This is a genomic window from Pseudomonas citronellolis, assembly GCF_900112375.1.
Taxonomy (GTDB): Bacteria; Pseudomonadota; Gammaproteobacteria; order Pseudomonadales; family Pseudomonadaceae; genus Pseudomonas; species Pseudomonas citronellolis.
Genome location: NZ_FOLS01000055.1, coordinates 1 through 26,107, shown reverse-complemented (window position 1 = coordinate 26,107; position 26,107 = coordinate 1). Strand labels below are relative to the sequence as shown.

The following is a 26,107-nucleotide window of genomic DNA, read 5'->3' as shown; positions in this document are numbered from 1 at the left end:
AGGCTTGCCCCGACATACGGGCCCGATGAAGCCGGGCTACCCTCACGAATTCCCCCGCCACGGAGGCCCGCCCCGAGGGTACGTCCCTGTAGCCCATCGGGGCTCTCGCGACATCCATGTCGCATGACCTCCTGAGCGCCGGTTTCGCTCGGCCTTCTGAAGGGGCGTTTCGGAGTGCGCGGAGGTTTCTCTGGAAGTCCCAAGAGCGGACGCGCTTTTGCTTTTCGTAGGAGCGAGCTTGCTCGCGAACCCGCCAGTCACTGGATTCCCGCGTTCGCGGGAATGACGGGGGCTGAGCGTGAGATAAAGGCTCGCCATCAAACAAAACATGCCCCAGAAAAAACGCCGTTCCCCTCAACAGGAAACGGCGCTCTTCCAGACCCAGGCACTATCCATCCATCACCAGTGCCGATACCCACGGTAGTAACCATGGGGCGGCCCGTAATAACGTGGCCCATAGTACGCCGGCCCGTAGTACACCGGCCGGTAATAGCGCACCGGCGGCGCCACCACCACGGCCACCGGAGGCGGCGGCGGAGCGTAGTACACCGGGGCCGGCGGATAGTAGGCCGCCGGCGGCGGGGCAGGCTGCACGTAGACCGGGGCAGGCGGCGCGGAGGCGCCGGCGACGACAGCGCCACCCACGACGGCGCCGACCACCGCGCCGATGGCCGCCGCATCGGTATTGCTGTTGGCCGATGCCTGCCCGGCCAGGGCGAAGGACGCGCACAACACCAGGGCGAGTTGCGGGATCCGGCGAATCATCTGTCTTACCTCCTGAAATTCCCGGCCTGGGGGCCGGATACTTCTAAGACATTCTGTTCCCGCAAAGTGTAACCGGCGCTGTGTAAATCCTGTGTAAAGGGCGCCGTACGGTCGTTCCGGGGCTGCTTCGATGCAGCCGGCAACACAAAAACCGGGCCGGCTGCGGCGCGGCTTGTTATGGTTGCGGTTTTCCCTCAAGCCAAGGAGGCTTTATGCCCTTGAATCGAGCCCTGCCGGCCATGCTGTTCGGCGCCATCCTGCTGGCCGGTTGCAGCAGCGCCGACAAGCCCGCCGAATCCCCGGCCGCCGCCGCGCCCGAAACCGGCCGCTGCAATGCCGGGGCGGTGCAGTCGCTGGTCGGCAAGCCGCTGTCCCAGGCGCTGGTGGAGCAGGCCCGGCGCGACTCCGGCGCGCAGAGCGCACGCGCGCTGCACCCCCATGATGCGGTGACCCTGGAATACAACTCGCAGCGCCTGAACATCAATGTCGACGACAGCGAAATAGTGCGCGGGCTCAACTGCGGTTGAGGCGGCGAAACCGCGCCCGGCGTGCAATGCCCGGGCGCGGGGTGACGGGAGCCCGGCGAGGGCTCCCGCACCCTGGGTACCCGGTCAGCGGTTGGCCGGTTTGCGGATGATGCGCAGCGCCTGGGTGGTGTGGTTCACGCAGGACTCGTAGTCGCCGGCGGCGCGGGCCTTCTCGGCCTGGTCGATATGCTCCTGCACCACGTTGACCTTCACGCCGGTGGCGTTCTTGCTGGCCGTGGCGATGAAGTCCTTCAACTGCGTCAGGTTGGCGTCGCAGAGCTTGCTGTCGGCCATGGCTGCCAGCGGCAGGGCAAGGGTGGCGGCGAGGACGAGGGCGATCTTCTTCATGGGGCTGTCTCCTGGATGGGTTCACCATGAACCTGGGGCGCAGGGCCTTGGCAGGGCGAGCCTGCGGGTCCGTGGATGGCGCTTCACCCGATGCCGATCGGGGCGGTCAGGAATACCTGACGCCTGTTTCGACCTTGCCTTCTGCCGGACGTGTCATTTTTTTCGCGTTACAGCGCGGAAAACCGCCGGTCCAGCTGCCGCGCGCGGAACTGCTCGAGAACGAAGTCGACGAAGGCGCGGGTCTTCGCCGGCAGCAGCTTGTGGGCGGTGTAGTAGAGGCTGGTGATGCCGGCGTCCACGTACCAGTCCGGCAGTACCCGCAGCAGGCGGCCGTCGTCCAGGTAGGGCACGGCGTGCTGCATGCTCACCAGGGTGATGCCCAGCCCCTGCAGGGCGGCGTGGCAGGCCGCTTCCGGGTCGCTCATGTACATGCGTTCGCCCAGTTCGATGGGCGCCTGGCCCTTGCCGCCGCGGTGGCTCAGAGCCCAGGGGCGCACGCGGCCGGTCTGCGGCGAGCGGATGCGGATGCCGTCGTGCTGCGCCAGGTCCTCCGGCGTGCGGATCGGCGAGCGGGCGTCGAGGTAGGCGGGGCTGGCCAGCAGCACCAGGTGCGCCGGCGACAGGCGCCGCGCCACCACCCCCGGCGGCAGCTCGAAACCACCGCCGATGGCGGCGTCGAAGCCCTCGGCGATGAGGTCCACCTGGCGGTTGTCGAAGTGCCAGTCCGGGCGGATCGCCGGGTAGCGGCCGAGGAACTCGCCCAGCAGCGGCAGGATGTAGTCGCGGCCGAACACCAGGCCCATGCTCACCTTCAGGGTGCCGCTGGGCTGGCCGTCGGCGCCGGCCAGGTTGGCCAGGGCGTTGCGGATGCTGCCCAGGCCGGGCGCCACCTCGGCCAGGAAGCGTTCGCCGGCCTCGGTCAGGCTCAGGCTGCGGGTGCTGCGCTGGAACAGGCGCACGCCCAGGCCGGCTTCCAGGCGGGCGACGTTCTTGCCCACCGCCGCCGGCGTCAGGCCCAGGCGCCGGGCCGCCGCGGCGAAGCTGCCGGCCTCGGCGCTGCGGACGAAGCATTCGATGCTGTTGAGGGTTTCCATGGCCGTGCTCGCATAAACCAATCGGATCGACTGAATATAGCGATTACCGGCTACCGGGTAGGGAATCCCAGGAGGAGACTGTGCCTGTCGCTTCACTTCCCACCCTTTCCCGGAGCACCGACATGAGCACCAGCACCCCCAACACCTCCCTCGCCGGCAAGGTCGCCTTCGTTCAGGGCGGCTCGCGCGGCATAGGTGCGGCCATCGTCCAGCGCCTGGCCCGTGACGGCGCCGCCGTGGCCTTCACCTACGTCAGCTCGGCGCAGAAGGCCGAAGACCTGGCCGCCACCGTGCAGGCCGCCGGCGGCCGCGCCCTGGCCATCCAGGCCGACAGCGCCGACGCCGACTCGCTGACGGCCGCCATCGAGCGCGCCGCCGCGCACTTCGGCCGCCTCGACATCCTGGTGAACAACGCCGGCGTACTGGCCGTGGCACCGCTGGACGAGTTCACCCTGGAGGACTTCGACCGCACCCTGGCGGTCAACGTGCGCAGCGTGTTCGTCGCCACCCAGGCCGCGGCCCGGCACATGGGCGAGGGCGGCCGCATCATCACCATCGGCAGCACCAACGCCGAGCGCATGCCCTTCGCCGGCGGCGGCGTCTACGCCATGAGCAAGGCCGCGGTGACCGGCCTGACCCGCGGCTTCGCCCGCGACCTGGGCCCGCGCGGCATCACCGTGAACAACGTGCAGCCCGGCCCGGTGGACACCGACATGAACCCGGACAGCGGTGAGTTCGCCGAGTCGCTGAAAGGCCTGATGGCCCTGGAGCGCTACGGCCGCGCCGAGGAAATCGCCTCCTTCGTGGCCTACCTGGCAGGCCCGGAAGCGGCCTACATCACCGGCGCCAACCTGCTGATCGACGGCGGCTTCGCGGCTTGAGACCTTTCATGGAGGCGCGTGGCGGCAGGGGATGCCGCCACGCGCCTTACCCATCATCCCGCCAAAGCCAGAGGGCATGACTCGCATTGAGAAGCGCAATCCCAGGGGCTGGCATGGATATAAGGTATTTATCGGAATTCTAATAAAAGGCTAATATCCGATGAACTCCGTCAACTGGACGCGGAAGGCGGTCAAGCAGTTGCTCAGGTTGGACGGGCGCCACCAGGCACAGATTCGCGATGCCGTTGGCGAGTTGAGCCGGATGCCTGATTGCCGGCATGTGAAGGCGCTGAACAATCACACTTACGGTTACCGGCTTCGCGTCGGCAACTACCGGGTACTGTTCGATTGGGACGGTGAAATTAGGATCGTTGCGGTGCAAGAGGTGAAGAAGCGCGATGAGCGAACCTACTAAGGTGCAGATCATCAATGACACGGACGGTAAGCCGGCCTTCGTGGTGATCCCCTATGCCGACTATGTGGCGCAGCATCGCCTGGATGAGAACCTGATTCCCCATGACGTGGTCAGCCGCATGGTGGACGGCGCCAGCGCCATCCGGGCCTGGCGCGAGCACCTGGGGCTGACGCAGCTGGAGGTGGCCGAACGCCTGGGCGTGACGCAGTCCGCCTATGCGCAGCAGGAGGCGTCGACGCGGCCGAGGAAAGCCACCCGGGCGCGCATCGCCAGTGCGCTCGGCATAGCGCCGGCGCAATTGGAGCTGTAGTTTCCCGACACCTTGCATTGGGCGCCCGAAGGCTCACCGCGCCGGCACCCGGTCGCGGCTCTGGATGTTCCAGTGCGCGGCGCTGCCGGCCAGCTGTGCGGAGAGCTGTTCCACCTGCTCGTACAGGCGCAGGGTCAGCCAGTAGAAGCCCTGCACCTCGAAGGAGCCGGCCAGGCTCTGCGGGCGCGGCGGCAGGTGGCCGCTGCCCTGGCATTCCTGCACCAGGCGCGAGGTGCGGCTGAACTTCAGGGCGTGGGCCGATTGCAGCAACAGGCGGCCGATGGCCTGGCGCATGGGTTCCAGGTCGGCGGGCGGCGGGGCGATCTCGCCGGCCTGGGCGGCGAACTGGCGCGAGGCGAGCAGCGATTCCAGGGTGCCCATGATGGCCCGGTGGGCGCGCTGGATCAGTTCCAGCTCGCGCAGCGGCATGCCGGTTTCCCGCGCCACCGGCGCCAGGTGCGCGCGGGAGGCCACCAGGCGCTGGTCCAGTTCCTCCAGTTGGCTGGCGAAGTGCTCGGCGCGCAGGTCGGCGCTGCTGCTGAGCTGGCCGAACAGGCGGGCGCAGGCGCGCAGGTTGTCCGACAGCAGGTAGCGCCAGACGTAGACCGCGCGCAGCGGGTAGATCTGCGCGAAGACCAGCGCCAGGGCCACGCCGATCAGCACGTTGAGCATGCGCCAGAGGCCCTCGGTCATGCTGTTGTCGCCATGCCCGGCCACCGTGCACATGGTGATGCCCGCCAGCAGCGCCACGTAGCCGGGGCGGCGGATGGCGTAGAAGGCGGCCACGGCGCCGGCCAGCGACATCAGCAGGTAGACCAGCACGTTGGAGCCGCTGAGGTTGTGCACCAGGATGATCGCCAGGCCCACGGCGGCGCCCAGCAGGGTGCCCAGGATACGGTCGCGGGACTTGCCGCGGATGGTGCCCTGGTGCACCAGCCCGCCCATCACCACCAGCACCGTGACCGAGGCCCAGAGACCGTGGGGGATGTCGATGCCGGTGGTCAGCAGGATGGAGGCCAGCAGCGCCAGGCCGACGCGCACGCAGTGGATCCAGGCGGCGTAGCGGTAGCGCGTGTAGGGGTTGGCCAGGCGGCGCCAGGGCAGGGCCAGGGATTGCAGGATGTTCGCCAAGGGGGCTCCTCGTGGAGTGAACCCGCTCAGCTTAGGTGCTGTGGCCGACGAGCGGCAAACCCGGCGGCGCCCCGCAACCGAAATGCATCTGGTTGAAGGTGCCGGCGCTTGGCTAGAATCTGCGCTTTTGCGCGCGCCACGGGCCGCGCTCCAGAGATTCGACATGCTGACAGGCCGCTACGACCTCGCGCTGGTGCTGATTTCCCTCTTCGTCGCCGTTCTGGCCTCCTACACCGCCCTCGATCTCGCCGGGCGCATCGCCAGGGCCCGGGGCGCCAGTGCCTGGCTGTGGATCGGCGGCGGTGCCGTGGCCATGGGCATCGGCGTGTGGTCGATGCACTTCATCGGCATGCTCGCCTTCAGCCTGCCCATCCCGCTGGGCTACGACCTGAGCCTGACGCTGCTGTCGCTGGCCCTGGCGGTGCTCAGCTCCGGCTTCGCCCTGGCCCTGGTCGGCCAGCGGCAGCTGCCCACCTGGCAGTTGCTGGCCGGCGCCCTGGTGATGGGCTGCGGCATCGCCGGCATGCACTACCTGGGCATGTACGCCATGCTCATGCAGCCGGGCATCGACTACGACCCGCTGCTGTTCGGCCTGTCCCTGGTGGTCGCCGGCGTCGCCTCGGGCGCGGCGTTGTGGATCACCTTCCGCCTGCGCCGCAACACCCCCTACGTGCGCCTGGTGCGTGGCGGCGCGGCGCTGCTGATGGGCCTGGCCATCGTCGGCATGCACTACACCGGCATGGCCGCCGCGCGCTTCCCCCTGGGCAGCTTCTGCGGCGCCGCGCCGGCCGGGCTGGACAACGGCTGGCTGGCGCTGCTGGTGATCCTCGTGACCTTGGCCATCCTCGCCATCGCGCTGCTCACCTCGGTGCTCGACGCCCGCCTGGAGGCGCGAACCGCGCAGCTCACCGACTCCCTGGCGCAGGCCAATCAGGAACTCACCCAACTGGCCCTGCACGACAACCTGACGCGCCTGCCCAACCGCCTGCTGCTGGAGGACCGCATCGGCCAGCTGATCGCCAAGGTGCAGCGCCATGGCGGCTGTTTCGCGCTGATGTTCCTCGACCTGGACGGCTTCAAGCCGGTCAACGACGCCTTCGGCCACCACATCGGCGACCAGCTGCTGCAGGCCGTGGCCCGGCGCCTGCGCGAGAGCCTGCGCGGCGAGGACACCCTGGCGCGCATCGGCGGCGACGAGTTCGTCCTGCTGGTCGAGCTGAAGGCGCCGGAGGACGCCGCGAGCCTGGCTGGGCAGCAGATCGGCCTGCTGGCAGAGGCGTTCCACGTCAACGATCAGGAGCTGCGCATCTCCGGCAGCATCGGCATCGCCCTCTACCCGGGCAATGGCGCCACCCAGCAGGAACTGCTGATGAACGCCGACGCCGCCATGTACCACGCCAAGGGCAGCGGCAAGAACGCCTACAGCTTCTTCGAGCAGTCGATGAACACCAACGCGCGCAACCACCTGCAGATGCTCCAGGACCTGCGCGCGGCCCTGGAGCTGCGCCAGTTCGTGCTGCACTACCAGCCCAAGTTCGACGCCGCCAGCCAGCGCCTGGTCGGCGCCGAGGCGCTGCTGCGCTGGCAGCACCCGCAGCGCGGCCTGCTGATGCCCGACGCCTTCATCGCCCTGGCCGAGCGCACCGGGCTGATCATCCCCATCGGCGAGTGGGTGCTGGACGAGGCCTGCCGGCAGATGCGCCAGTGGTACGCGCAGGGCTACACCGACTGGCGCGTGGCGGTGAACCTCTCGGCGCTGCAGTTCTGCCATGCCGCGCTGGTGGAGAACGTCGCCGCGACCCTGCGCCGGCATTCGCTGCCGGCCAACTGCCTGACCCTGGAGATCACCGAGACCACCGCCATGCGCGATGCCGACAACAGCCTGGCGATCCTCCGCCAGCTGGCCGACATGGGCGTGGACCTGTCCATCGACGACTTCGGCACCGGCTATTCCAGCCTGCTCTACCTCAAGCGCCTGCCGGCCAACGAGCTGAAGATCGACCGCGGCTTCGTCCGCGACCTGGAGCAGGACAGCGACGACGCGGCGATCGTCTCGGCCATAGTCGCGCTGGGCCAGGCGCTGGACCTGCGCATCGTCGCCGAGGGCGTGGAGACGCCGCGCCAGCAGGACTTCCTCACCCGCCTGGGCTGCGACTCGCTGCAGGGCTACCTGCTCGGCCAGCCGTGCCCGGCCGAGCAGTTCCTGGGCCGGCTCACCCAGCCGGTGTGAGGCTGAGCTGCGCGCACAGCTCGCGCAGTTGCTCGCATAGGCTGCGGCCGGCGCTGGGCAGGTCGGCGCGGGCGTAGAGCGCCAGTTCCAGGCCGGTGATTTCCGGGAAACCCTCGGCGGCGCCGAGCACGCGGTGCGCCGGCGACCGGCAGCGCTGCGGCAACAGGCTGACGCCCAGGCCCGCCGCCACCGCCGCCGACAGGCTGGCCAGGGCGGCGCTGCCGTAGGCGATGCGCCAGCGCCGGCCCTGGGCCTCCAGGGCGTGGATCATCTCCTGGCGGTACAGCGCGCCGAGCGGGAAGGCCACCAGCGGCAGCGGCTCGCGGGCGGCCGCCGGGTTGGCGGCGCTGTCCAGCCAGCACAGCGGCTCGGGCCAGCGCGCCAGGCAGTCGCTGTCGGCGCCCCATTGCTTGACCAGGGCCAGGTCCAGCTCGCCGTTGCGGTACTGGCGCAGCAACTCGTGGCTGAGGCCGCTGGAGACCTCCAGGCGCAGGCGCGGGCGCTGCGTGGCGAAGGCCGCCAGCAGCGGCATCATGCGCTCGCCGGCGAAGTCCTCGGGCATGCCCAGGCGCAGCACGCCCTCGCTGTGTTCCTCGCCGAGGGCGGCGCGGGCCTCCTCGCCGAGCTGGAGGATGCGCCGGGCGTAGCCCAGCAGGCGCTCGCCGGCCTCGGTGGGCAGCACCTGGCGGCGGCCGCGTTCCAGCAGGCGGCAGCCGAGCTGTTCCTCCAGGCGCAGGATCTGCTGGCTGACGGTGGACTGGGTGAGGTGCAGCCACTCGCCGGCGCGGGTGAAGTTGCCGGCGTCCACCACCATGACGAAGCTGCGCAGCAGGGTCGGATCTAGCATTTGGAAATCCACTGGAAGTCATTTTTCCATTTAATTTCACCATGGAAGGTCATGCCGGGATAATCCCTTTCGACGAAAGGGGCGCCGCACGGGCCCCGCTGAAGAGGATTCCCCATGCAACACCTGGCATTCATGCGCGAAGCCCTGGCCCTGGCGCGGGCCAACGTCGAGGCCGGCGGCCGTCCGTTCGGCGCCGTGCTGGTGCGCGACGGCGAGGTGCTCGCCCGCGCCGCCAACGGCATCCACCTGGACCACGACCCCACCGCCCACGCCGAGCTGCTGGCCATGCGCGAGGCCGGCCGCGCCCTGGGCAGCCCGCGCCTGGACGGCTGCGTGATCTACGCCAGCGGCCACCCGTGCCCGATGTGCCTGGCGGCCATGCACCTGAGCGGCGTCAGCGCCGCCTACTACGCCTATTCCAACGCCGACGGCGAGCCCTACGGGCTGTCCACCGCGGCGGTGTACGCGCAGATGGCGCAGCCGGTGGAGTGGCAGTCGCTGCCGCTGCAGCCGCGGCGTCCGGAAGACGAGGAGGGGCTCTACGGCTTCTGGCGGGAGCACCAGGCGTGAGCGGCGACAAGGCGCGGGTCGGTTGGATCGGCCTGCTGGTCATAGTCGCGCTGGGCATCAACCTGCGGCCGATCCTCACCTCCATCGGCCCCTTGCTCGCGGAAATCCGCCAGGCCACCGGCCTGGGCTTCCAGGGCGCGTCGCTGCTGACGGTGCTGCCGGTGCTGTGCATGGGCCTGTTCGCCCTGGCGCTGCCCTGGGTGGGCCCGCGCCTGGGCGAGAGTCGCGGCATGCTCGCCGGGCTGCTGGCCATCGCCGTGGCCTGCGCCTGGCGCCTGCTGCTGGACAGCGGCCTGGCGCTGATCGCCAGCGCGGTGCTGGCCGGCACCGGCGTGGCCATCATCCAGGCCCTGGTGCCGGGGGTGGTCAAGCGCTGGTTCCCGCAGCGGGTGCCGGCGGCCATGGGCCTGTACTCGGCCTCGCTGATGGCCGGCGGCGGCACCGCCGCGGTGCTGGCGCCGGTGCTGGCCGGGGGCTCCGGGCACTGGCAGCTGGGCCTGGGCGCCTGGGTGGCGCTGGCCGTATTGGGGCTGCTGCTGTGGGCCCTGGTGCGCCCGCGCGAGGCGGCGGTGCCCAGCGTGGCGCGGCGTGGCGAACACTTCTTCGGCAGCCGCCGGGCGTGGCTGCTGGCGCTGTACTTCGGGCTGATCAACGGCGGCTACACCAGCATGGTGGCCTGGCTGCCGATGTTCTACCGGCAACTGGGCTGGAGCGCCCAGGGCAGCGGCCAACTGATCGGCCTGATGACCATCTTCCAGGTGCTCGGCGCGCTGAGCATGCCGGCCCTGAGCCGCGGCTCGGCGGACCGCCGGCCCTGGCTGTGCCTGTGCCTGCTGATCCAGCTCGGCGGCTTCGCCGGCCTGTTGCTGTCGCCCCTGGGGCTGCCGACGGCCTGGGTGGCGCTGATCGGCTACGGCCTGGGCGCCTGCTTCGCGCTGAGCCTGACGCTGACCCTCGACCACCTGGCCGAACCCGGCCCGGCGGGCAGCCTGGCGGCTTTCGTGCAGGGCATCGGCTTCATCATCACCGGCATCATTCCCTACGTCACCGGCTGGCTGCGCGACGCCACCGGCAGCTTCCAGGCCTCCTGGACGCTGCTGGCACTGTCGGTGCTGCTGATGCTGGGGGTGACCCTGCGCTTCGCCCCGGCCGGTTACGCCCGGGCGATGCACGGCTGGCGCGGCGCTCAGACCGCCGAGGTGGCGAGGTAGATGCGGTAGGTGATGATCGACAGCATGCTCAGCACGCCGACCCACATCAGCAGCACGCCCGCGCCCCGCTCGCGGATGGTGAAGCCGATGCCGAGCATGAACATGCCGAAGATGATGACTGCGAGGGTGACGCCGAAGGAATCCATGGGTGGGCCTTATCCATTGTGTTGATAGGATAAGTCTAGGCCAGCTGCGGCTCGAAAGGGGTTGACCCGGGGCAAATCCGGCGTCATGGCACGTGGCCTTCCTGTGTAGGAGCGGGCCCTGCCCGCGATTCGCGCGCAGGGCGCGCTCCTACAGATGGGCATACCCCCATGCGCAAGAGTCTTGCCGACCGCGCCGAGGCGCTTTTCGTAGGATGGGTTGAGTTTGCGAAACCCATGCGGTTGCGGTGATGGGTATCGCTTCGCTCAACCCATCCTACGGGTTACGTTGCAGGCGAGCATGGCTTCTCGTAGGAGCGAGCTTGCTCGCGAACGGACGGTACCGGTGACTTCGGCGTGTTCGGCTGACTCCGCTCCCTCTCCCTAACCCTCTCCCTGAAGGGAGAGGGGACCGTTGGGCAGATGCTGATAGTTCGGCGTTAGCCGGCTAGCACTGTGATTACCGGCTGAAACCATTCCTTCTCTCGGCACGGACAAGCCCCCTCTCCCTTCAGGGAGAGGGCTGGGGAGAGGGCGCTCTTGCACCCAACACCGTAGCCACCGGTAAACCCCATTCGCGAGCAAGCTCGCTCCTACGAAGAGCAGGTCGTTTCTACAGGCGGAAGCGCTGCACCAGGCCGCTGAGGTCCACGGCCAGGCGCGACAGTTCGTGGCTGGCGCTGCTGGTCTGCTGCGAGCCGGCGGCGCTCTGGTTGGACAGGTCGCGGATGTTGCCCAGGTTGGTCTCGATGTCGCGGGCCATGGCGGCCTGGTGTTCCACCGATTCGGCGATGCGCCGGTTGCGTTCGTCGATGCTGCGCGCGGCCTCGATGATCTGCGCCAGGGCGCGGTCGGCGGCGCTGGCCTGGCCCTGGGTGTGCTCGGCCTGCTCGGCGCTTTGCTGCAAGGCCTCGACAGTGCGTCCGGTGCCTTGCTGGATGGCGCCGATCAGTTGTTCGATCTCGCGGGTGGAGTCGCCGGTGCGCTTGGCCAGCGCGCGCACCTCGTCGGCCACCACCGAGAAGCCGCGCCCGGCCTCGCCGGCGCGGGCTGCCTCGATGGCGGCGTTGAGCGCCAGCAGGTTGGTCTGCTCGGCGACGCTGCGGATCACGTCCAGCACCTTGCTGATGTTCAGCGTCTGCTCGGCCAGGCCCTGGGCCTGCTGCGCCGCGTGGCGCACGCCTTCGCCCAGCTCGCGCAGCGAACCCAGGGTGGTGGCCAGCTGCTGCTGGCCGTCCAGGGCCTCGTCGTTGGAGCGCCGGGCCACCGCGGCGGTGCTCTGCGCGTGCTCGGCGACGTCGCCCACCGCCGCGCTCATCTGGCTCATGGCGCGGCTGACGTTGTCGATCTCGCCGTGCTGCTGGTGCAGGCCGCGGCTGCCTTCGTCCATCACCATGCTCATCTGCTCGCTGGAGGTGGCCAGCTGTTCGGCCGCCTCGCCGATCTGGCGGATGGTGCCCTGCAGGTTGTCGCGCATGCGCCCCAGGCGCTCCAGCAGCTGTGCCGCCTCGTCGCGGCCGCGGCTGTGCACGCCCTGGCTGAGGTCGCCGCCGGCGATGCGCTCGGCCACCTGCAGCGCCTCGGCCAGCGGCCGCACCAGGCTGCGCGTCAGGCGCCAGGCCAGCAGCAGGGTGACCAGCAGGGCGCCGCCCAGGGCCGCCCAGACGATGCGCAGGGCCTGGGCGTAGGCGCTGGCGGCCGCGCTGGTGGCGCTGTCCGCAGCCTGGCGGTTGAGCTCGCGCAGCAGTTGCACCTGGGTGTCGATGGCCTCGCCCTGCTGGTCGATGTTGGCGATCAGCAGGGTGCGCGCCTCGTCCAGCTTCTGCTGCTCCAGCAGTTGCTGTTCGTCGCGGATGGTCTGGATGAACTGGCCGAAGGCCTGGTGCAGCGCCTCGATGGCGCCGCGCTCGGTGTCGTCGCTGATCAGCGCCTGGTAGTCGCGGAATTCCTGTTCGATGTCCAGGGCCAGCTGCTCGATGATCACCTTGTTGCCGCTGCGCACCATGGGATCGGGGTTGGCCACCTGCTGCATGGAGCGCACGCGCAACTGGGCGAGGTTGAGGGCGATGCTGTCGGCCAGGGCGATGCTCGGCAGCTGGTCGCTGTCGATGGCCTCGCCCTGGGCGCGGATGGCCGCCATCTGGTACAGGCAATAGGCGCCGACGCCTCCCAGCAGCACCGCGCTGAAGAGGAAGCAGAGCAGGGTACGCTGGCCGATGCGCAGGCGCCGCAGGGGCTCCCAGCGGGCGAATCGGCCGAGGAGGGCTTGGAGTGTCTTCATCACGGGCTACCACGGACTGCTGTGATGCTCTGGCGAGCGGGTTTCGGACGCGCAGAGCATATGAAAGCCATGTGACAGTCTTGTGTAATGGCCAGGGGATATCACTGCCTTCGGTCGGGCAGTGCCTTGATTTGCCTGGGGAATTTAGCTGTCAGGCGGGCGTCGGATGGCGCCGGGCCGGGTGCACCAGGTAGGCGGCGAGGCTGTCGTCCAGCTCGCCGTCGCGCAGCCAGCGCAGGGCGATGGGCCAGAGGCTGTCCTGGAAGCGGCTGTGGAAGAAGGCGAAGTGGCCGATGCCGGCGAAGCCCATGGCCCGGGGCGGCAGGCGCAGGTGCAGGCAGCGGCTGTTGCGGTAGTAGTCGAGCAGGCGCTGGATGGCCGGACCGGTGCCGAATTCGTCGTCGGTGACGCTCAGGGCCAGGGTGTCGCCGCGCAGCCCGGCGAAGCCTTCGGCCAGGCGCCTGCGTTCCTCCGCCGGCATGGCCCGCGGGCCGCGCCGGTAGGCGTCCTCGAAGCGTGGGGCGCGGTGCGTCCAGTCGCGCACCACGCCGTGGGGCGTGTCTTCCATCCAGCCCAGGCGCTTGGCCGGGAAGTAGCCGAACAGGCCGCTGAGCACCGGCATCGCCAGGTGCCACTTGAGCAGCATGCGCAGGCGCCGCTGGGGGGCGTAGTCGCGCCAGTGGGCGAACTGCGCGCCCATGCTGAACACGCGCTGGATGAGGTGGTTGGAGGGGGCCAGGCCGACGAGGAAGCCGCCGACGCTGTGCGCCACCACTTGGATGGGCTGCTGCGGGGCGTTGGCGACGGCCCATTGCAGGGCGCCTTCGAAGTCCAGGCGGCCCCAGTCCAGCCAACTGGCGGAGAAGCCGCGCAGCGAGGCCGGGCGCGAGCCGCCGATGCCGCGGTAGTCATAGCAGAGCACGTCGAAGCCCTGGTCGTGCAGGTAGTCGGCGAAGCGTGCGTAGTAGTCGCTGCGCACCGAGGTGGCCGGGTTGACGATCACCAGCGGCCGTGGCTGCGCCGCCGCTTCGGCATGGCGCCAGAGGCGGCCGCGGAGCGGGTAGCCGTCGGTGGCGTCGAAGGTCAGTGGCTGGCCCATGGCGTTCTCTTTCCCGTTGTGCAACAGGCACTCTAGCGCCGGGCGATGGGGCGCTACCAGTACAGTTGCGGGAAAAAAGCCGCCGCACCCATCCGGGTGCGACCGGGGTTGGGGCGGCGGAGGCTGCAGATCGGCAGCGGGGCGGTTGGCCTCGCTGATCCGGTTGTCAGTGTGCGCTGGGGTGGGGTTGGGGGGTAGGTTCAGGTGGGGTGGGAAAAAGCGGTGCAGAGGGGGCGGGGCTCTTCGTAGGAGCGAGCTTGCTCGCGAATGGGCCTCGCTGCGGGGGTTGTTCGCGAGCAAGCTCGCTCCTACGAGAGGCTGTGCCTGGCTGTGCCGTGGGGGTAACGGTTTATTGGGTTCCCGCGTTCGCGGGAACCCAGAAACAACGGAGCGGACTTTGTCCGCGATGGAGTTTGTTGGTGGCTGTGGTGTTGGGTTTAAGAGCGCCCTCTCCCTAACCCTCTCCCTGAAGGGAGAGGGGACCGTTCGGTGTGCGTTGGTGTTTCGGCGTTAGCCGGCTGGCACAGAGATTACTGGCTGAAACCATTCCTTCTCTCGGCACGGACTAGCCCCCTCTCCCTTCAGGGAGAGGGCTGGGGAGAGGGTGCGGACTAGCCCCAGTACACCGATCCCCCAGGAAAAACACCCACCAAGACCCCCCATCAAGCCAACAACCCACTCGCCTTGGCCCGCGCCACCGCCTGGGTGCGTCTTTCCACCTCCAGCTTGATGTTGATGCGCCGGGCATGGGTTTTCACCGTGTGCAGCGAGATTTCCAGCTGCTCGGCGATTTCCTGGTTGGAGCAGCCCTGGGCGATCAGTTCCAGCACTTCCAGTTCGCGCTGGCTGAGCATTTCCGTCGGCGCCGGGGCGGTGGTCGCTGTGGGCTGGGCCTGGGGGGCCGTGGGCAGTTGCGCCAGCAGTTGCCGCGACCAGCTGGCGTCCTTGCGCTGCAGCCGGGCCAGGGGGCGCAGCAGGGACAGCCGGCGGCAGTCCTGCAGGGCTTCGCGCAGGTGTTCCTCGGCGGCGGCCGGGTCCAGGCCGTGCAGGGCCTCGGCCAGGCGCAGCTGGCTTTCGCAGGCCAGGCTGCGCAGGCCCAGGCGCTGGCAGTCGCGCTGCAGGGCCAGCAGTTCCTGGCTGGCGCGGGTGGCTTCGCCCAGCTCGCCCTGGGCCTGGGCCAGCAGCAGGCGTGCGCGGTACTGCAGGTCATAGAAGCCGGTGGGCGCCAGCAGGGGGTTGAGGCGCAGTTCGGCGAGCACGTCGAGCAGTTCGTCGCGGGCCTTGGCCGGTTCGCCGCTGGCCAGCCACAGGCGGGCGCGGGCCAGGCGTAGCACTTCGCGGTAGCGGATCTCGGGGATGCACAGGCGCTGCATGCGCCGCTCGGCGGCCAGCAGCAGTTGGTGGGCGCGTTCCACCTCGCCGCGCTCGCAAGCCAGGCTGATCAGCGCGTGGTAGGCGTAGAGCAGGTAGGCGTCCTGGCATTCCTCGGCCTCGCGCAGGCCCTGCTGGAGCGCGGCTTCGGCGGCGACGTCCTCGCCGCGCAGGGTCAGCAGTTCGCCGCGCAGCACGTGCAGGCGGGCGCTCATGGGGCCGCCGTGGGTGCCCTTGCGCAGCTCGGCGAGCATCTGCTCGGCGTAGTCCAGGGCGTGGTGGTGCTCGCCGGAAAGGGCCAGCAGGTGGATGTGTTCGACGCTGAGCAGGGCCTCGAAGCACAGGCTGGCGTGCCGCCGCGACAGGCGCAGGCCGGCCTGGCAGTGCTGCCGCGCGATGATCAGGTCGCCCTCGACCATGGCCTGCTGGGCCAGGGCCTGGTGGCAGAGGATGTGCTGGCCCCAGTAGTGCTCCTCCAGGTGCTGCAGGGCGTCGCTGCAGTTGCGCCGTGCATCGGGCAGGGCGAACTGGCGTTGCAGCACGCCGAGGATGGCCTGGTAGTGCGCCAGGCTGAGCCGCTGGCGGTGGGCGTCCGGCCGCGGCAGGAAGCGCTCCAGCGCCTGCAGGCAGTCCATGGCCTCGTCCAGGCGGGCGCAGATGATCAGCGCCCAGGTCTCCAGGAGGATCAGCTTGGGGCTGGACTGCAGCAGGCCGGCGGGCAGTTCGTCGCGCCAGCGCAGCAGCTGCACGGCGCTGTGTTCGACCATCATCTGGTCGCTGTTGGCGTCCTGCAGCAGCGCCACGGCGCGCTCGATGGAGCCGGCGGCCAGGGCCAGCTGGGTGGCCTGGCGCAGGTCGCCGTGCTCGGCGAACCACTGGCTGGCTTCGAGCAGGGCGTCGGTGGGCGGCGCGTCGTCCTGTTCCTGGCGCAGCAGCTCGGCGAGCGGCGGCCAGACGGCGAACCAGCCCGCGTTCTCGTCCAGGCGCCGGAGCAGTTGCAACTGGCTGAGCTGGGCGAAGGCCGCCTCGCCGACCGAGCCCAAATGCCGGCACAGGCCGGCCTTGAAGCGGGGCAGGTGGCTGAGTACGCGCAAGGCGCCGCGCAGCTGCGCCGGCAGCGGGGCGAGCACTTCGCGGCGCAGGTAGTCGTGCAGCAGGCCGCCGCCGGCCTCGGGCCAGCGCATGCGGCCCTGCAGGGCGAGCAGGCCGAGCAGCGCCGGCCAGCCGGCGCTGTGGCACAGCAGGTCGACGCTGTCGCCGTCGCTCGCTTCGGCCTGCTGCTTGCGCAGCAGGTGCTCCAGTTCGTCATGGTCCAGGGCCAGGTCGCTGGCATCGAGTTCCAGCAGTTCGCCCTGCAGCAGCAGGCGCGGCAGGTTCCAGTCCGGGCGGCGGCGCGAGCCGATCCACCAGCGGATGTCGATGGCGCTGGTCTCCAGCAGGCGGGCCACGCAGGCGTCCAGCCGCGCATCGCTCTGCCGCGGGTAGTCGTCGAGCACGATCCACAGTGGCTGCGCGCTGCCCTCCAGCAGGCGCTGCAGGTCTTCCTGCCAGTTCCGCGCGCTGGGGTCCAGGTCCAGCACTATGGCCAGGCGGCTGAGGAAGTCGCCCTCCTGCAGCGGCCGGCCGCGCAGGTCCAGCCAGGCGACGCGGCCGCGCGGGCCGGCCTGGCGCGCGCATTCGTTGAGCAGCACGCTCTTGCCGAAGCCGGCGGGGGCGTGCAGCAGGTTCACCCGCTGGCGCCCGCCGAGCAGGCGCTGCAGCAGGCGCGGCCGCGCGACGTGGCGGGCCGGCAGCAGCGGCAGCGCGCCGCTGAGGGCGCGTGGGGCAGGGCGGCTGGCGATGGCGTGGAGGTTGGGGTGCGAATTCATCTGCGGAACTCCTGGCCCCGGGGCTGCCGGGGCGCTGATGCGGATGTGCGCTCGGCTCAGCCGCGCAGTGGCGGCAGGCGCGAGGCCCAGGGGCGGGCGCGTTCTAGTTCGGCGGCGAGACGGAAGAGGGTGCCCTCGTCGCCCAGGCGTGCGGCGAACTGCACGCCGATGGGCGTGCCGCCGGCGGTCCAGTGCAGCGGCACGCTCATGGCCGGCTGGCCGGTGGCGTTGTACACGGAGGTGAAGGCGGCGAAGGGGCCTGAACGGGCGAAGAAGGCTTCCAGGGTTTCGCCTTCGCGGAAGGCCAGTTCGCCGATGGCGCTCGGCGGGCAGGCCATGGTCGGGCTGAGGATCAGGTCGTAGTGCTCGTGGAAGGCGGCGATCTCCCGCGTCATGCGTTGCAGGGTGCGCTGGGCCAGCACGTAGTCGGTGGCGCTGACCTGGCCGGCCAGGCCGACCACCGCGCGCGTCAGCGGCTCGATGTCGTGCTCGCCGGCCTGGCGGCCCACCTGTTGTTCCAGGCTGCGCAGGTGCAGCGCCGTGGACACCACGAAGAGCCGGGCGAAGGCCTGGCCGACGGCGGGCATGTCGCTCACCGTCGGCGCCTCGTCGTTGACCTCGTGGCCCAGGCCGCGGCAGAGCAGGGCGGCCGATTCCAGCGCGGCGAGGCAGTCGGGGTGCACCGCGACGCCGGTGAGCGGCGTGCGCAGCAGGCCGATGCGCAGGCGGCGGTGCGGGGCGTCGACTTCCTGCAGGTAGGGGCGGGCCTTGAACGGGGCCACGTAGGGCGCGCCGTAGTCCGGCGCCGAGGTCGCGTCGAGCAGGGCGGCGCTGTCGCGTACCGAGATCGAGCAGCAGTGCTCGGCGGGCAGGCCGCCGGTGCCTTCGCCGATCTTGGGGCCGACCGGGTTGCGCCCGCGACTGGGCTTTAAGCCGAACACCCCGCAGGCCGAGGCGGGAATGCGGATGGAGCCGCCGATGTCGCTGGCGTGGGCCATGGGCACCAGGCGCGCGGCCACCGCGGCGGCGGCCCCGCCGCTGGAGCCGCCGGCGGAGAGGCCGAGGTTCCAGGGGTTGAGGCAGGGGCCGAAGGCCGCCGGCTCGGTGCTGGGGGTGATGCCGAATTCCGGGGTGTTGCTGCGCCCGACGGTGATCAGCCCGGCGGCGCGGTAGCGGCGCACCAGCTCGGTGTCGTGGTCGGCGCGGTTGCCCAGGCCCAGGCGGCTGCCGTAGGACAGCGGCTGGCCGCTCTCGGCGCCGCCGGCCAGGTCCTTGAGCAGGAAGGGCACGCCGCGGAAGGGGCCGCCGGGCAGCGGGCCGCGGGCGCGCTCGCGGGCCAGTTCGAACTGGCGCCAGATCACCGAGTTGAGCGCCGGGTCGTGCGCTTCGATGCGGGCGATGGCGGCGTCCACCAGCTCCAGCGGGGTGACTTCGCCGCGGTAGACCAGTTGGGCTTGGGCGGTGGCGTCGAGCAGGTGCAGCGAATCGTTCATGCGGGGGCTCCTGTGCGGGCGGCCAGGCCGTCGAGCGCCTGGTGGGCGGCATCCAGCGCCTGTTCGACGATGCGTTCCTTCCAGTGGTCGGTGTCGACGTAGAAGGCGTCGCGCAGGCGGCGCTTGATGGCTTCGCGGGTGCCGGCGTCGGCCTCGGGGTGGCGGCTCAGCCACTGGTCGCCGCGCAGCGCCATCAGCACCTCTTCCGAGGGCACGGTACCGTATTCCAGGCCGATGCCGGTGTATTCGGCCTGCGGGCAGGCCTGGTAGGCCAGGTGCCACATGTTGCCGGCCAGCTCGGCGGAGACGCAGTCGTCCCCGTACAGCGAGGTCACCTGCTCGCCCCACCAGGCGCGGGCCCGGGCCAGGCCCGCGGAGTCGCCGGGGCGGGCGTGGGCGATGCGCTCGCCATGGCCGCAGGGGCCGAGCGCGGTGTGCAGGTCGATCCAGCCCAGGCGTGCGCAGCGGCTGGCGTGTTCACGCAGTATTGCGCGCAGGGTGAGGTTGCTCCAGGTCGGCGCGGCGCCGCCGTAGAACAGGCCTTCGGGGTGGCTGTACTGGCCGCCGCTGATGGCCCGTTGGATGGCCCGCGGGCCATGCTCGGCGAGGTAGGCATAGAGCACCGCGTCGGCTTCGGGCGCTGGCCAGGTGTCCGGCACCAGGGCCTGGGCCAGGGCGTCGTAGCCGGGGTTGGCGGGCAGCGCCGGGGTGGCGTCGAAGTCCTGGAAGTTGCGGTTCAGGTCGACGTTCTCGTGGGTCCAGCGGTGCCACCAGGAGAAGCCCCAGGGGTTGAGGCCGTGGACGTACAGCACGGCGACGCCCGCGGCCGCGGCCCGGCGGTGGAATTCGGCATCGGCGAGCAGGGCGTTCTGCACGCCGGAGCCGCAGAAGCCCTCGACCCCATGGCAGGCGCTGCTGACGATGAGCAGCGCCTCGGCGTCGGCGGCGCCGAAGCGCGCCACGTCGGTGGCCAGCGGCTCGCCGTCGCGCCCCGGCAGGGGGTGGGCGTGGCTGTGCACGTCGAGCCCGGCGGCGCGGGTGGCGGCGAGGAACAGCCCGCGGGCCTGGGCGTAGCTCTGGGCGAAGCAGGCGGGTGCGTGGATTGGCGATGACATGTCTATTCCTCGGGACCGGTTCAGGCCGGCTGCTGCGGCGCCGCCAGGGCCTTGCGCATGCCCAGGGCCATGGCCACGGCGGCGATCACGAACAGCGCGCAGAGCAGGTAGATGGCGTCGTCCAGGCTGCCGGTGCGGGTCTTGATGGCGCCGACCACGGCCGGGCTGATGCCGGCGACGCTGGCCAGGGTGTTGACCAGGGCGATGCCGACGGCGGCGCGTTCGCGCGCCAGGTAGCGGGTGACCATGGCCCAGAACACCGGGGTGGCCGCCACCAGGGCCGAGCCGCCGGTGGTGATGGCGACCAGCGTCCAGGCCAGGCTGCCGTTGCCGATGGCCCAGGCCAGCAGCAGGAAGCCGGCGGCGGCGGCGACGAAGGCCCAGGCCCAGTGCAGGCGCTGTTCGTCGCGGCGGTCGGAGCGGCGGCCGTACCAGAACATGGCGAACAGCGCGAAGACGTTGGGAATGACCGCGTAGAGGCCGACCAGCTGCAGGTCGGCCACGCCCAGCTCGCGGATGATGGTCGGCGTCCAGAAGGCCAGGAAGTAGCCGGCGCAGCCGGAGACGAAGGCGCCGAAGGCCAGCAGGTAGACCCGTGGGTCGCGCAGCGCCGCGGCGAGTACGCCCTTGCCATGGCCGCCGCCGTCGACGTCGGCGCCGGTGGTGCCCTGCACGCCCTGGCGCACCAGTTCGCGCTCGTCCGGGGTCAGCCACTTGGCGTCCTGCGGGCCATTGGGCAGCAGCCACAGCACCAGCAGGCCGAGCAGCACCGTGGGCATGCCCTCGATGAAGAACATCCACTGCCAGCCTTCCCAGCCATGGGCGCCGTGCAGGTTCTTCAGGATCCAGCCCGACACCGGGCTGGTGATGAAGGCCGCGGCCACCTGGGCCATGCAGAAGAACGCCAGCACCCGGGCGCGGCGCTGCGGCGGGTACCAGAAGGTGAGGTAGAGGACGATGCCGGGGAAGAAGCCGGCCTCGAACACCCCGAGCAGGAAGCGCACCACGTAGAACTGGGTGGGCGTGGTGACCAGCAGGGTGGCGCTGGAGGCCAGGCCCCAGAGCAGCATGATGCGCATGATGGTCAGGCGCGCGCCGATGCGCTGCAGAAGCATGTTGCTGGGCACTTCGAAGAGCACGTAGCCGACGAAGAACATGGCCGCGCCGAGGCCGTAGACGGCGTCGCTGAAGCCCAGCGAGCTCTTCATCTGCAACTGGGCGAAGCCGATGTTGGCGCGGTCGATGAAGTTCAGCAGGTAGCAGATGAACAGGAAGGGAATGAGGCGGCGGGTGATCTTGCCGTAGACGGCTTCGGCGTCGCCCTGGGGCGCCAGGGCGGCCTGTGCCGCGGCGGGGGCGCTGATGACTGTGGACATGCGAGGCTCCGGGGTGGGGTCTACCGCGGGTTACCGGCCGCCGCCACGGGGCCCTTGTGGGGCCGCCGCGCGGCGGGCCGGCGCCGGGATCACTGGACCTGTGTGGCTTCGGCCGCTGCCGGCTGCGGCGCGGGGCTGGGCTGTTGCGCCGCGGCGCCGTTCACCTTGCGTCGCGGCGGGGCCGCCGGCCGGGCCTTGGGCAGCGCCTTGGCGGGGTTCCTGGCCTTGGCTGCCGACTTGTCCGCAGCCTCGCCTTGCTTGCTGGCGACGGCCTTGGCGGCGGCGCTGTGCTTCTGGCTGGCCGGCTTGTCGCCGCCCTTGCCCTGCACCGCCGCGGCAACCTTGTTGCGCGCCAGTTCGAGCAGGCGGCGGTGTTCGGCCAGCAGGTGGTCGCCCAGGTCGTTGAGGTCCGGCAGGGCCCGGCGGCAGGCGATCAGGCCGTAGTCCAGGCGGTCGTGGTAGCTGGTCACGGTGACGTTCAGCGCCATGCCGTGGGAGGGGATGGACACCGGGTAGTAGCACAGCACCTTGGCCCCGGCGAAGTACAGCTGGGCGGGGATGCCGGTGACGTTGGAGATCACCAGGTTGGCCGGCGGCGGCATCCAGTTGGCCAGGCGCGAGCGGCCGTACATGGCGGCCATGCCGGAGAGCAGCCAGGGCGCGGCGAAGATCGGGAAGTCCATGGGGATGGCCGAGCGGAACTTGTTCATCGCCGCCTTGCGCTGCGTCGAGGAGGCGTTGATGCGCTGCAGGCGCTGCAGCGGGTCGGCCTCGTCGGTGGCCAGGTCGACCACCAGCATGCTCACCTGGTTATTGGCGGTGTCGTCGCCGGGGGCGCGCAGGCTCACCGGCGCGGCGGCGGTCAGGGGTTTCTCCGGCAGCTCGCCGCTGGCCTTGAGGTAGCGGCGCAGGGCGCCGGAGACAGTGGCCATGACCACGTCGTTGAAGCTCACGTCCAGCTGGCGCGCCATGTCCTTGATCTCGGCCAGGGGCACGGTGCGCCCGGCGAAGCTGCGCTGGTTGGTGATGGCCACGTTCAGCGGGGTGCGCGGGGCCAGCAGCTTGCGCGGATCGAGGCTGCGCCAGTTGCGCAGGTTGCCGTCGCCGATCACCGGCAGCAGGCTGCGCCCGGCGCGGAGCATGTCCGGCAGCATCTTCGCCAGCTTGACGTACTGGCGCCCGGCGTTGCCGATGGCCGCCCCGGCCAGTTCGGCGACGCCGAGCTGGTACTGGTTGCGCCGCAGCTTGGGCGGCGCCGGCGGGACGACGCGGCCGCTGGGCACGTCGTCGAACAGCGCGCGGACCAGCTCGATGCCGGCCTGGCCGTCGACGTTGGCGTGGTGGACCTTGGCGTACAGCGCCACTTCGCCGCTGCGCAGGCCGTCGATGATGGTGACTTCCCACAGCGGCCGGCTGCGGTCGAGCAGGCTGGCGTGGCTGCGCGCCACGGCCTGCTGCAGCTGGCGGTTGCTGCCGGGCTTGGACAGGGTGATGTGGCGGATGTGGTGTTCCAGGTCCAGCTGCTCGTCCTCCACCCACACCGGGTCGGACAGGTCGAAGGGCATGAACGCCAGCTTGCGGGTGAAGACCGTGGCCAGGTGCAGGCGCCCGGTCAGGTACTGCTTGACCTCCTCGAAGAAGTCGCCGTCATGGCCCTCGGGGAGTTGCAGCACATGCAGCGAACCGATGTGCGTAGGCATCTCGGCCGATTCCATGTGGAGGAATATGGCGTCCATCCCGCTCAAATGTTTCATCGCATCACCAACCTTCGTTCTTGTTGTTGCAGGGAAAGTACTCGCAAGGCCCATTGCCGCCGGGCCGGTGTGCCCCTCAGCGCCGGGGGGCGCGGAAGGGGTAGAGCGCGCGCTTCAGACCGCGCGGCCGGAACTTCTGCCACTGGTCCTGCGCTTGCGCCAGGCGGTCGCCGATGGCGTACCAGACCAGTGGGTGTACGCCCAGGCCGATGTGGCTGGCGCAGTTGACTTCGATGTTGTCGGTCAGGCGCCCCTGGCGCTCGACGCTGCCGCCCCAGCCGACGATGCCGTCGGCGCGGCTGTAGATGGAGGTGGTGGGCACCGGCGGCGCCTCTTCGCCACGTTCCTCGCTCTCGCGCTTGAAGCTGCGCACCAGGCGGTACAGCTCCCAGGCGTTGGTGCTGGTCTGCGGCGGGCCGTACAGCGGGCTGCCGAGGGTGATCACCTGGCGCACGCTGGCGGGCATGGCGCGGGCCAGTTCGCGGGCGAAGATGCCGCCCAGGCTCCAGCCGATCAGGCTGACCTTGCGCCCGGACGTCTCGTGCAGTTCCTGCAGCTGCGCCAGCAGGCGCTCGACCACGCCACGGCTGGGGCCGCGGTTGAGGCCCTGGCCCCAGCCGTGGGTGTCGTAGCCGCGGTTGTCGAGGAAGCGCCGCAGGGGCAGGGTGGTGCAGTCGTGGGCCATCAGCCCGGGCAGTACCAGCACGCTGTGGCCGTCGCCGCGCGGCACGTTGAGCAGCAGCCAGGGCATGGCCGCCGGGATCGAGGCCCATTCCAGCAGGGCGCGCGACTCCAGCGCCCAGAGCATGGGCGAGGGGCGGCGCTCCACCGGGTGCCGGCGGAAGGGGGCGGTGAGGGACTCGTAGAAAGCGGCGGGCATGATGGCGGTTTCCTTGTACGGAGGTACTACGGGTTCAGTTACCGGCGCTCGCTTGAGCGGCGGCGATTTCGTCCTTGAGCAGCTTCTTGGACAGTTTGCCCACGGCGGTCTTGGGCAGGTCGGCGCGGATTTCCAGGGCCTGCACCATCTCGTGCTTGCCCAGGCGCTCCTTGAGGAAGTCCTTGAGCGCGTCGAGGTCGAAGGCCGCATGGCCGGGGCGCAGCTTGACGTAGGCCTTGGGCGACTGGCCGCGGTAGGCGTCGGGGATGCCCAGGACCATGACTTCCTCCACCGCCGGGTGGGCGTAGATGGCTTCCTCGATCACCCGCGGGTAGACGTTGAAACCGCCGCACAGGAGCATGTCCTTGGTGCGGTCGACGATGTAGATGTAGCCGTCCGCGTCCATGTAGCCGACGTCGCCGGTGCGGAAGTAGCCGTCGTGGGTGAAGGACTCGGCGCTGGCCTGGGGGTTGTTCCAGTAGCCGCGCATGATGTTCGGCCCGCGGATGGCCAGCTCGCCGTTCTGCCCCGGCGACACCTTGCGCCCGGCGTCCTCCAGGTCGAGGAAGCAGATGTCCACGCCGATGTGCGGCACGCCGCAGGAGCCGGCCTGGGGCCGCTCGGCGGGGGTGAAGGTGCCGCCGGTGCAGGTCTCGGTCATGCCCCAGCCCTCGGTGATCTGGCAACCGGTCAGGGCCTTGAACTGCTGCATCAGCTCCACCGGCAGCGGGGCGCCGCCGGAGGCGCAGATCTTCAGGCAGCGCAGGTCGTACTCGCCCACCTGCGGGTGGCTGAGCAGGGCGGTGAACATGGTCGGCACGCCGGGGAAGCAGCTCACCCGGTTGTCGTGGATGTCGCGCAATACGGCGCCGGCGTCGAAGCGCGTGTGCAGGCGCATTTCGGCGCCCGCGGCCACCGGGAACAGCAGGCAGCCGACCATGGCGTAGACGTGGAACAGCGGCAGCACCACCAGGATGCTCTCGCGGCCCTCGTGCAGGCGCTGGTCGTTGTCGACGTTGATCATCGCCACCTGGGCCGCGGCGGCGCCGAGGTTGGCATGAGTCAGCATGGCGCCCTTGGGCAGGCCGGTGGTGCCGCCGGTGTACTGCAGCACGGCCAGGGCCTCATCCAGCGGCGGCAGGGCGTGGGGCTGCCAGTCGCCTTCGTTGTCCAGCAGCTGTTCGAAGGGCAGGCACTGCTCGCTGTAGTGCACCTGGGCGAGCTGGCCTTCCTGCTGCAGGCGGGCGCGGATCTCCCGCGGCTGCGCGCCGAACTCGCCCAGCGAGCCGACCACCAGGGTGTGCAGGCGGGTGCTGTCGAGCAGGCGGGCCATCAGCGGGTAGAGGCTGTTGAGGTCGAGGGTGACGAGGATGTCGGTGCGGCTGTCCTCGATCTTGTGCGCGAGCACCTCGCCGGCGTCCAGCGGCGAGTAGTTCACCACGGTGCCGCCGGCGCGCAGGATGGCGAAGAAGCTGATGACGTACTGCGGCACGTTGGGCAGGTACAGGCCGACGTGGACGCCGGGGCCGACGCCCAGGTCCTGCAGGCCCTTGGCGGCGCGGTCGATCAGCGAGGCGAGTTCGCGGTAGTCGATGTTGCGGCCCATGAAGTCGATGGCCGGGCGGTCGGGCCAGCGGCGCACCGAGTCATCGAGCATGTCCAGCACGCTGAGGCCGGAGAGGTCGGTGTTCCAGCGCACGCCGGCAGGGTATGAGCGAGTCCAGGGGGTTTGCACTTGCTGGTGTCTCCTTATTGTTTGCAAGCATGGTGAGGCTGCGGCGCTTGTATGAACTGTCCGGAATTTGCGGCTTGGAGAAAGTGCCGATGGTGGGGGCTGGCGTTCGTGCCAAAGGCTGATGGATGGGGGCTGGAGGGGCTCTGGGGCGGGGGTTCTGGCGTGATCAGCGGCGTGGAGGGTGGGGGATTCATGGGGGTTATGGGGTGGTTGGTGTGGGGGGATAAGCAGTTGTGGTTTGGGGTTGCTGTGTTCCCTGTTTGCGATGTGCTCCTGCAGGTTGGCGGGGGGCCTGTAGGAGCGAGCTTGCTCGCGAATGGGGTTTGCCGGGGGCGTAGGTGTGGTGGTCAAATAATTTCGGACACTTCGATAGGTTGTCTGGGTGGCCTGCGCTCGTAGCGGGTGGGTGGCAGATAGCCCAAGCTGGAGTGCAGACGCACGTTGTTGTAGAAGCCGACGATGTAGTCGGCGATATCGGTCATAGCCTCGGCATGATTGGCGTAGTCACGTTGCCAGACCCGCTCCATTTTCAGGTTCAGGAAGAAGCGTTCCATGACCGCGTTGTCCCAGCAATTTCCCTTGCGGCTCATGCTCAACACCAGGCCATGCCGCCTGAGCAGCGCACGATAAACCTCGCTGGCGTACTGGCTACCACGATCCGAG

23 protein-coding genes are annotated in these 26,107 nt (G+C 70.1%); 7 read left to right on the top strand and 16 right to left on the bottom strand.

The genetic code is table 11. The features are described from left to right. Positions 1 to 399: 399 nt before the first annotated feature. Positions 400 to 765: a hypothetical protein gene (locus tag BM060_RS31255; protein ID WP_009622337.1), complete on the bottom strand. Its 366-nt coding sequence runs from the start codon at positions 763 to 765 to the stop codon at positions 400 to 402. A gap of 212 nt (positions 766 to 977) precedes the next feature. On the opposite strand from BM060_RS31255, the gene BM060_RS31250 reads away from it, so the two are divergent. Further along, positions 978 to 1,292, top strand: coding sequence for an I78 family peptidase inhibitor (locus BM060_RS31250; RefSeq protein ID WP_009622335.1), 315 nt, complete (start codon positions 978 to 980; stop codon positions 1,290 to 1,292). Positions 1,293 to 1,376: 84 nt separating this feature from the next. Here BM060_RS31250 and BM060_RS31245 read toward each other — a convergent pair whose 3' ends face one another. Together BM060_RS31245 and BM060_RS31240 are read right to left on the bottom strand one after the other, a co-directional pair. Further along, positions 1,377 to 1,640 carry a PA2433 domain-containing protein gene (locus BM060_RS31245; RefSeq protein ID WP_009622333.1) on the bottom strand — a complete coding sequence of 88 codons (264 nt, stop codon included), beginning with the start codon at positions 1,638 to 1,640 and terminating at the stop codon, positions 1,377 to 1,379. A gap of 167 nt (positions 1,641 to 1,807) precedes the next feature. Then, on the bottom strand, positions 1,808 to 2,734 hold the full coding sequence (locus tag BM060_RS31240; RefSeq protein ID WP_074986339.1) for a LysR family transcriptional regulator: 927 nt from the start codon (positions 2,732 to 2,734) through the stop codon (positions 1,808 to 1,810). Positions 2,735 to 2,856: 122 nt separating this feature from the next. On the opposite strand from BM060_RS31240, the gene BM060_RS31235 reads away from it, so the two are divergent. The 3 genes from BM060_RS31235 to BM060_RS31225 all read left to right on the top strand — a co-directional run bounded on the left by BM060_RS31235 (position 2,857) and on the right by BM060_RS31225 (position 4,340). Next, a complete protein-coding gene (locus BM060_RS31235; protein ID WP_074986337.1) occupies positions 2,857 to 3,615 on the top strand; it encodes a 3-oxoacyl-ACP reductase family protein in 759 nt (252 codons plus the stop codon). A 160-nt stretch (positions 3,616 to 3,775) separates the two neighbouring features. Beyond that, a complete protein-coding gene (locus BM060_RS31230; protein WP_074986334.1) occupies positions 3,776 to 4,030 on the top strand; it encodes a type II toxin-antitoxin system RelE family toxin in 255 nt (84 codons plus the stop codon). Continuing rightward, positions 4,014 to 4,340: a helix-turn-helix domain-containing protein gene (locus BM060_RS31225; RefSeq protein WP_074986332.1), complete on the top strand. Its 327-nt coding sequence runs from the start codon at positions 4,014 to 4,016 to the stop codon at positions 4,338 to 4,340. Before BM060_RS31230 ends, BM060_RS31225 begins: the two co-directional genes overlap by 17 nt. Before the next feature lie 33 nt (positions 4,341 to 4,373). On the opposite strand, the gene BM060_RS31220 is transcribed toward BM060_RS31225, so the two are convergent. Continuing rightward, the gene (locus tag BM060_RS31220; RefSeq protein WP_074986329.1) at positions 4,374 to 5,471 is read right to left on the bottom strand and encodes an FUSC family protein; all 1,098 of its coding nucleotides are present in this window, start codon (positions 5,469 to 5,471) and stop codon (positions 4,374 to 4,376) included. Between the two features lie 163 nt (positions 5,472 to 5,634). On the opposite strand from BM060_RS31220, the gene BM060_RS31215 reads away from it, so the two are divergent. Next, on the top strand, positions 5,635 to 7,701 hold the full coding sequence (locus tag BM060_RS31215) for a putative bifunctional diguanylate cyclase/phosphodiesterase (protein WP_074986326.1): 2,067 nt from the start codon (positions 5,635 to 5,637) through the stop codon (positions 7,699 to 7,701). Here BM060_RS31215 and BM060_RS31210 read toward each other — a convergent pair. Continuing rightward, a complete protein-coding gene (locus BM060_RS31210) occupies positions 7,685 to 8,548 on the bottom strand; it encodes a LysR family transcriptional regulator (protein WP_064583093.1) in 864 nt (287 codons plus the stop codon). The two genes, BM060_RS31215 and BM060_RS31210, sit on opposite strands and share 17 nt — an antisense overlap. Positions 8,549 to 8,662: 114 nt before the next feature. Here BM060_RS31210 and BM060_RS31205 point away from each other — a divergent pair, with 114 nt between their 5' ends. Both BM060_RS31205 and BM060_RS31200 read left to right on the top strand, forming a co-directional pair. Next, positions 8,663 to 9,118: a nucleoside deaminase gene (locus BM060_RS31205; RefSeq protein WP_074986324.1), complete on the top strand. Its 456-nt coding sequence runs from the start codon at positions 8,663 to 8,665 to the stop codon at positions 9,116 to 9,118. Then, positions 9,097 to 10,329, top strand: coding sequence for a CynX/NimT family MFS transporter (locus tag BM060_RS31200; RefSeq protein ID WP_135499901.1), 1,233 nt, complete (start codon positions 9,097 to 9,099; stop codon positions 10,327 to 10,329). Before BM060_RS31205 ends, BM060_RS31200 begins: the two co-directional genes overlap by 22 nt. Here BM060_RS31200 and BM060_RS33115 read toward each other — a convergent pair. The 11 genes from BM060_RS33115 to BM060_RS31150 form a co-directional block, all read right to left on the bottom strand. Next, on the bottom strand, positions 10,305 to 10,475 hold the full coding sequence (locus BM060_RS33115) for a hypothetical protein (protein WP_009622326.1): 171 nt from the start codon (positions 10,473 to 10,475) through the stop codon (positions 10,305 to 10,307). The two genes, BM060_RS31200 and BM060_RS33115, sit on opposite strands and share 25 nt — an antisense overlap. Before the next feature lie 610 nt (positions 10,476 to 11,085). Then, positions 11,086 to 12,753: a methyl-accepting chemotaxis protein gene (locus tag BM060_RS31195; RefSeq protein ID WP_083426881.1), complete on the bottom strand. Its 1,668-nt coding sequence runs from the start codon at positions 12,751 to 12,753 to the stop codon at positions 11,086 to 11,088. Positions 12,754 to 12,904: 151 nt separating this feature from the next. Continuing rightward, positions 12,905 to 13,852 carry an alpha/beta hydrolase family protein gene (locus tag BM060_RS31190; RefSeq protein ID WP_083426880.1) on the bottom strand — a complete coding sequence of 316 codons (948 nt, stop codon included), beginning with the start codon at positions 13,850 to 13,852 and terminating at the stop codon, positions 12,905 to 12,907. Positions 13,853 to 14,514: 662 nt separating this feature from the next. Further along, the gene (locus BM060_RS33565; protein ID WP_074986319.1) at positions 14,515 to 17,091 is read right to left on the bottom strand and encodes a LuxR C-terminal-related transcriptional regulator; all 2,577 of its coding nucleotides are present in this window, start codon (positions 17,089 to 17,091) and stop codon (positions 14,515 to 14,517) included. Between the two features lie 56 nt (positions 17,092 to 17,147). Continuing rightward, positions 17,148 to 18,584 carry an amidase gene (locus BM060_RS31180; RefSeq protein ID WP_074986316.1) on the bottom strand — a complete coding sequence of 479 codons (1,437 nt, stop codon included), beginning with the start codon at positions 18,582 to 18,584 and terminating at the stop codon, positions 17,148 to 17,150. Then, a complete protein-coding gene (locus BM060_RS31175; protein WP_074986314.1) occupies positions 18,581 to 19,699 on the bottom strand; it encodes a M14 family metallopeptidase in 1,119 nt (372 codons plus the stop codon). The genes BM060_RS31180 and BM060_RS31175 overlap by 4 nt, the downstream gene beginning before the upstream one ends. 20 nt (positions 19,700 to 19,719) lie before the next feature. Next, on the bottom strand, positions 19,720 to 21,075 hold the full coding sequence (locus tag BM060_RS31170; RefSeq protein WP_074986312.1) for an MFS transporter: 1,356 nt from the start codon (positions 21,073 to 21,075) through the stop codon (positions 19,720 to 19,722). An 89-nt stretch (positions 21,076 to 21,164) separates the two neighbouring features. Next, positions 21,165 to 22,775, bottom strand: a complete 1,611-nt coding sequence (locus BM060_RS31165; RefSeq protein WP_245322985.1) for a WS/DGAT/MGAT family O-acyltransferase — start codon at positions 22,773 to 22,775, stop codon at positions 21,165 to 21,167. A gap of 130 nt (positions 22,776 to 22,905) precedes the next feature. After that, the gene (locus BM060_RS31160; RefSeq protein ID WP_074986308.1) at positions 22,906 to 23,709 is read right to left on the bottom strand and encodes a lipase family alpha/beta hydrolase; all 804 of its coding nucleotides are present in this window, start codon (positions 23,707 to 23,709) and stop codon (positions 22,906 to 22,908) included. 34 nt (positions 23,710 to 23,743) lie between these two features. Further along, positions 23,744 to 25,444, bottom strand: coding sequence for a long-chain-fatty-acid--CoA ligase (locus tag BM060_RS31155; RefSeq protein ID WP_074986305.1), 1,701 nt, complete (start codon positions 25,442 to 25,444; stop codon positions 23,744 to 23,746). Positions 25,445 to 25,791: 347 nt separating this feature from the next. Then, on the bottom strand, positions 25,792 to 26,107 hold a 316-nt coding region (locus BM060_RS31150; protein ID WP_143096618.1), incomplete at its 5' end, for an integrase core domain-containing protein.

Bases quoted from the DNA above. Each gene is read 5' to 3' on its own strand.
- BM060_RS31255 (WP_009622337.1), bottom strand. From the start codon at position 765: ATGATTCGCCGGATCCCGCAACTCGCCCTGGTGTTGTGCGCGTCCTTC.
- BM060_RS31250 (WP_009622335.1), top strand. From the start codon at position 978: ATGCCCTTGAATCGAGCCCTGCCGGCCATGCTGTTCGGCGCCATCCTG.
- BM060_RS31245 (WP_009622333.1), bottom strand. From the start codon at position 1,640: ATGAAGAAGATCGCCCTCGTCCTCGCCGCCACCCTTGCCCTGCCGCTG.
- BM060_RS31240 (WP_074986339.1), bottom strand. From the start codon at position 2,734: ATGGAAACCCTCAACAGCATCGAATGCTTCGTCCGCAGCGCCGAGGCC.
- BM060_RS31235 (WP_074986337.1), top strand. From the start codon at position 2,857: ATGAGCACCAGCACCCCCAACACCTCCCTCGCCGGCAAGGTCGCCTTC.
- BM060_RS31230 (WP_074986334.1), top strand. From the start codon at position 3,776: ATGAACTCCGTCAACTGGACGCGGAAGGCGGTCAAGCAGTTGCTCAGG.
- BM060_RS31225 (WP_074986332.1), top strand. From the start codon at position 4,014: ATGAGCGAACCTACTAAGGTGCAGATCATCAATGACACGGACGGTAAG.
- BM060_RS31215 (WP_074986326.1), top strand. From the start codon at position 5,635: ATGCTGACAGGCCGCTACGACCTCGCGCTGGTGCTGATTTCCCTCTTC.
- BM060_RS31210 (WP_064583093.1), bottom strand. From the start codon at position 8,548: ATGCTAGATCCGACCCTGCTGCGCAGCTTCGTCATGGTGGTGGACGCC.
- BM060_RS31205 (WP_074986324.1), top strand. From the start codon at position 8,663: ATGCAACACCTGGCATTCATGCGCGAAGCCCTGGCCCTGGCGCGGGCC.
- BM060_RS33115 (WP_009622326.1), bottom strand. From the start codon at position 10,475: ATGGATTCCTTCGGCGTCACCCTCGCAGTCATCATCTTCGGCATGTTC.
- BM060_RS31195 (WP_083426881.1), bottom strand. From the start codon at position 12,753: ATGAAGACACTCCAAGCCCTCCTCGGCCGATTCGCCCGCTGGGAGCCC.
- BM060_RS31190 (WP_083426880.1), bottom strand. From the start codon at position 13,852: ATGGGCCAGCCACTGACCTTCGACGCCACCGACGGCTACCCGCTCCGC.
- BM060_RS33565 (WP_074986319.1), bottom strand. From the start codon at position 17,091: ATGAATTCGCACCCCAACCTCCACGCCATCGCCAGCCGCCCTGCCCCA.
- BM060_RS31180 (WP_074986316.1), bottom strand. From the start codon at position 18,584: ATGAACGATTCGCTGCACCTGCTCGACGCCACCGCCCAAGCCCAACTG.
- BM060_RS31175 (WP_074986314.1), bottom strand. From the start codon at position 19,699: ATGTCATCGCCAATCCACGCACCCGCCTGCTTCGCCCAGAGCTACGCC.
- BM060_RS31170 (WP_074986312.1), bottom strand. From the start codon at position 21,075: ATGTCCACAGTCATCAGCGCCCCCGCCGCGGCACAGGCCGCCCTGGCG.
- BM060_RS31165 (WP_245322985.1), bottom strand. From the start codon at position 22,775: ATGCCTACGCACATCGGTTCGCTGCATGTGCTGCAACTCCCCGAGGGC.
- BM060_RS31160 (WP_074986308.1), bottom strand. From the start codon at position 23,709: ATGCCCGCCGCTTTCTACGAGTCCCTCACCGCCCCCTTCCGCCGGCAC.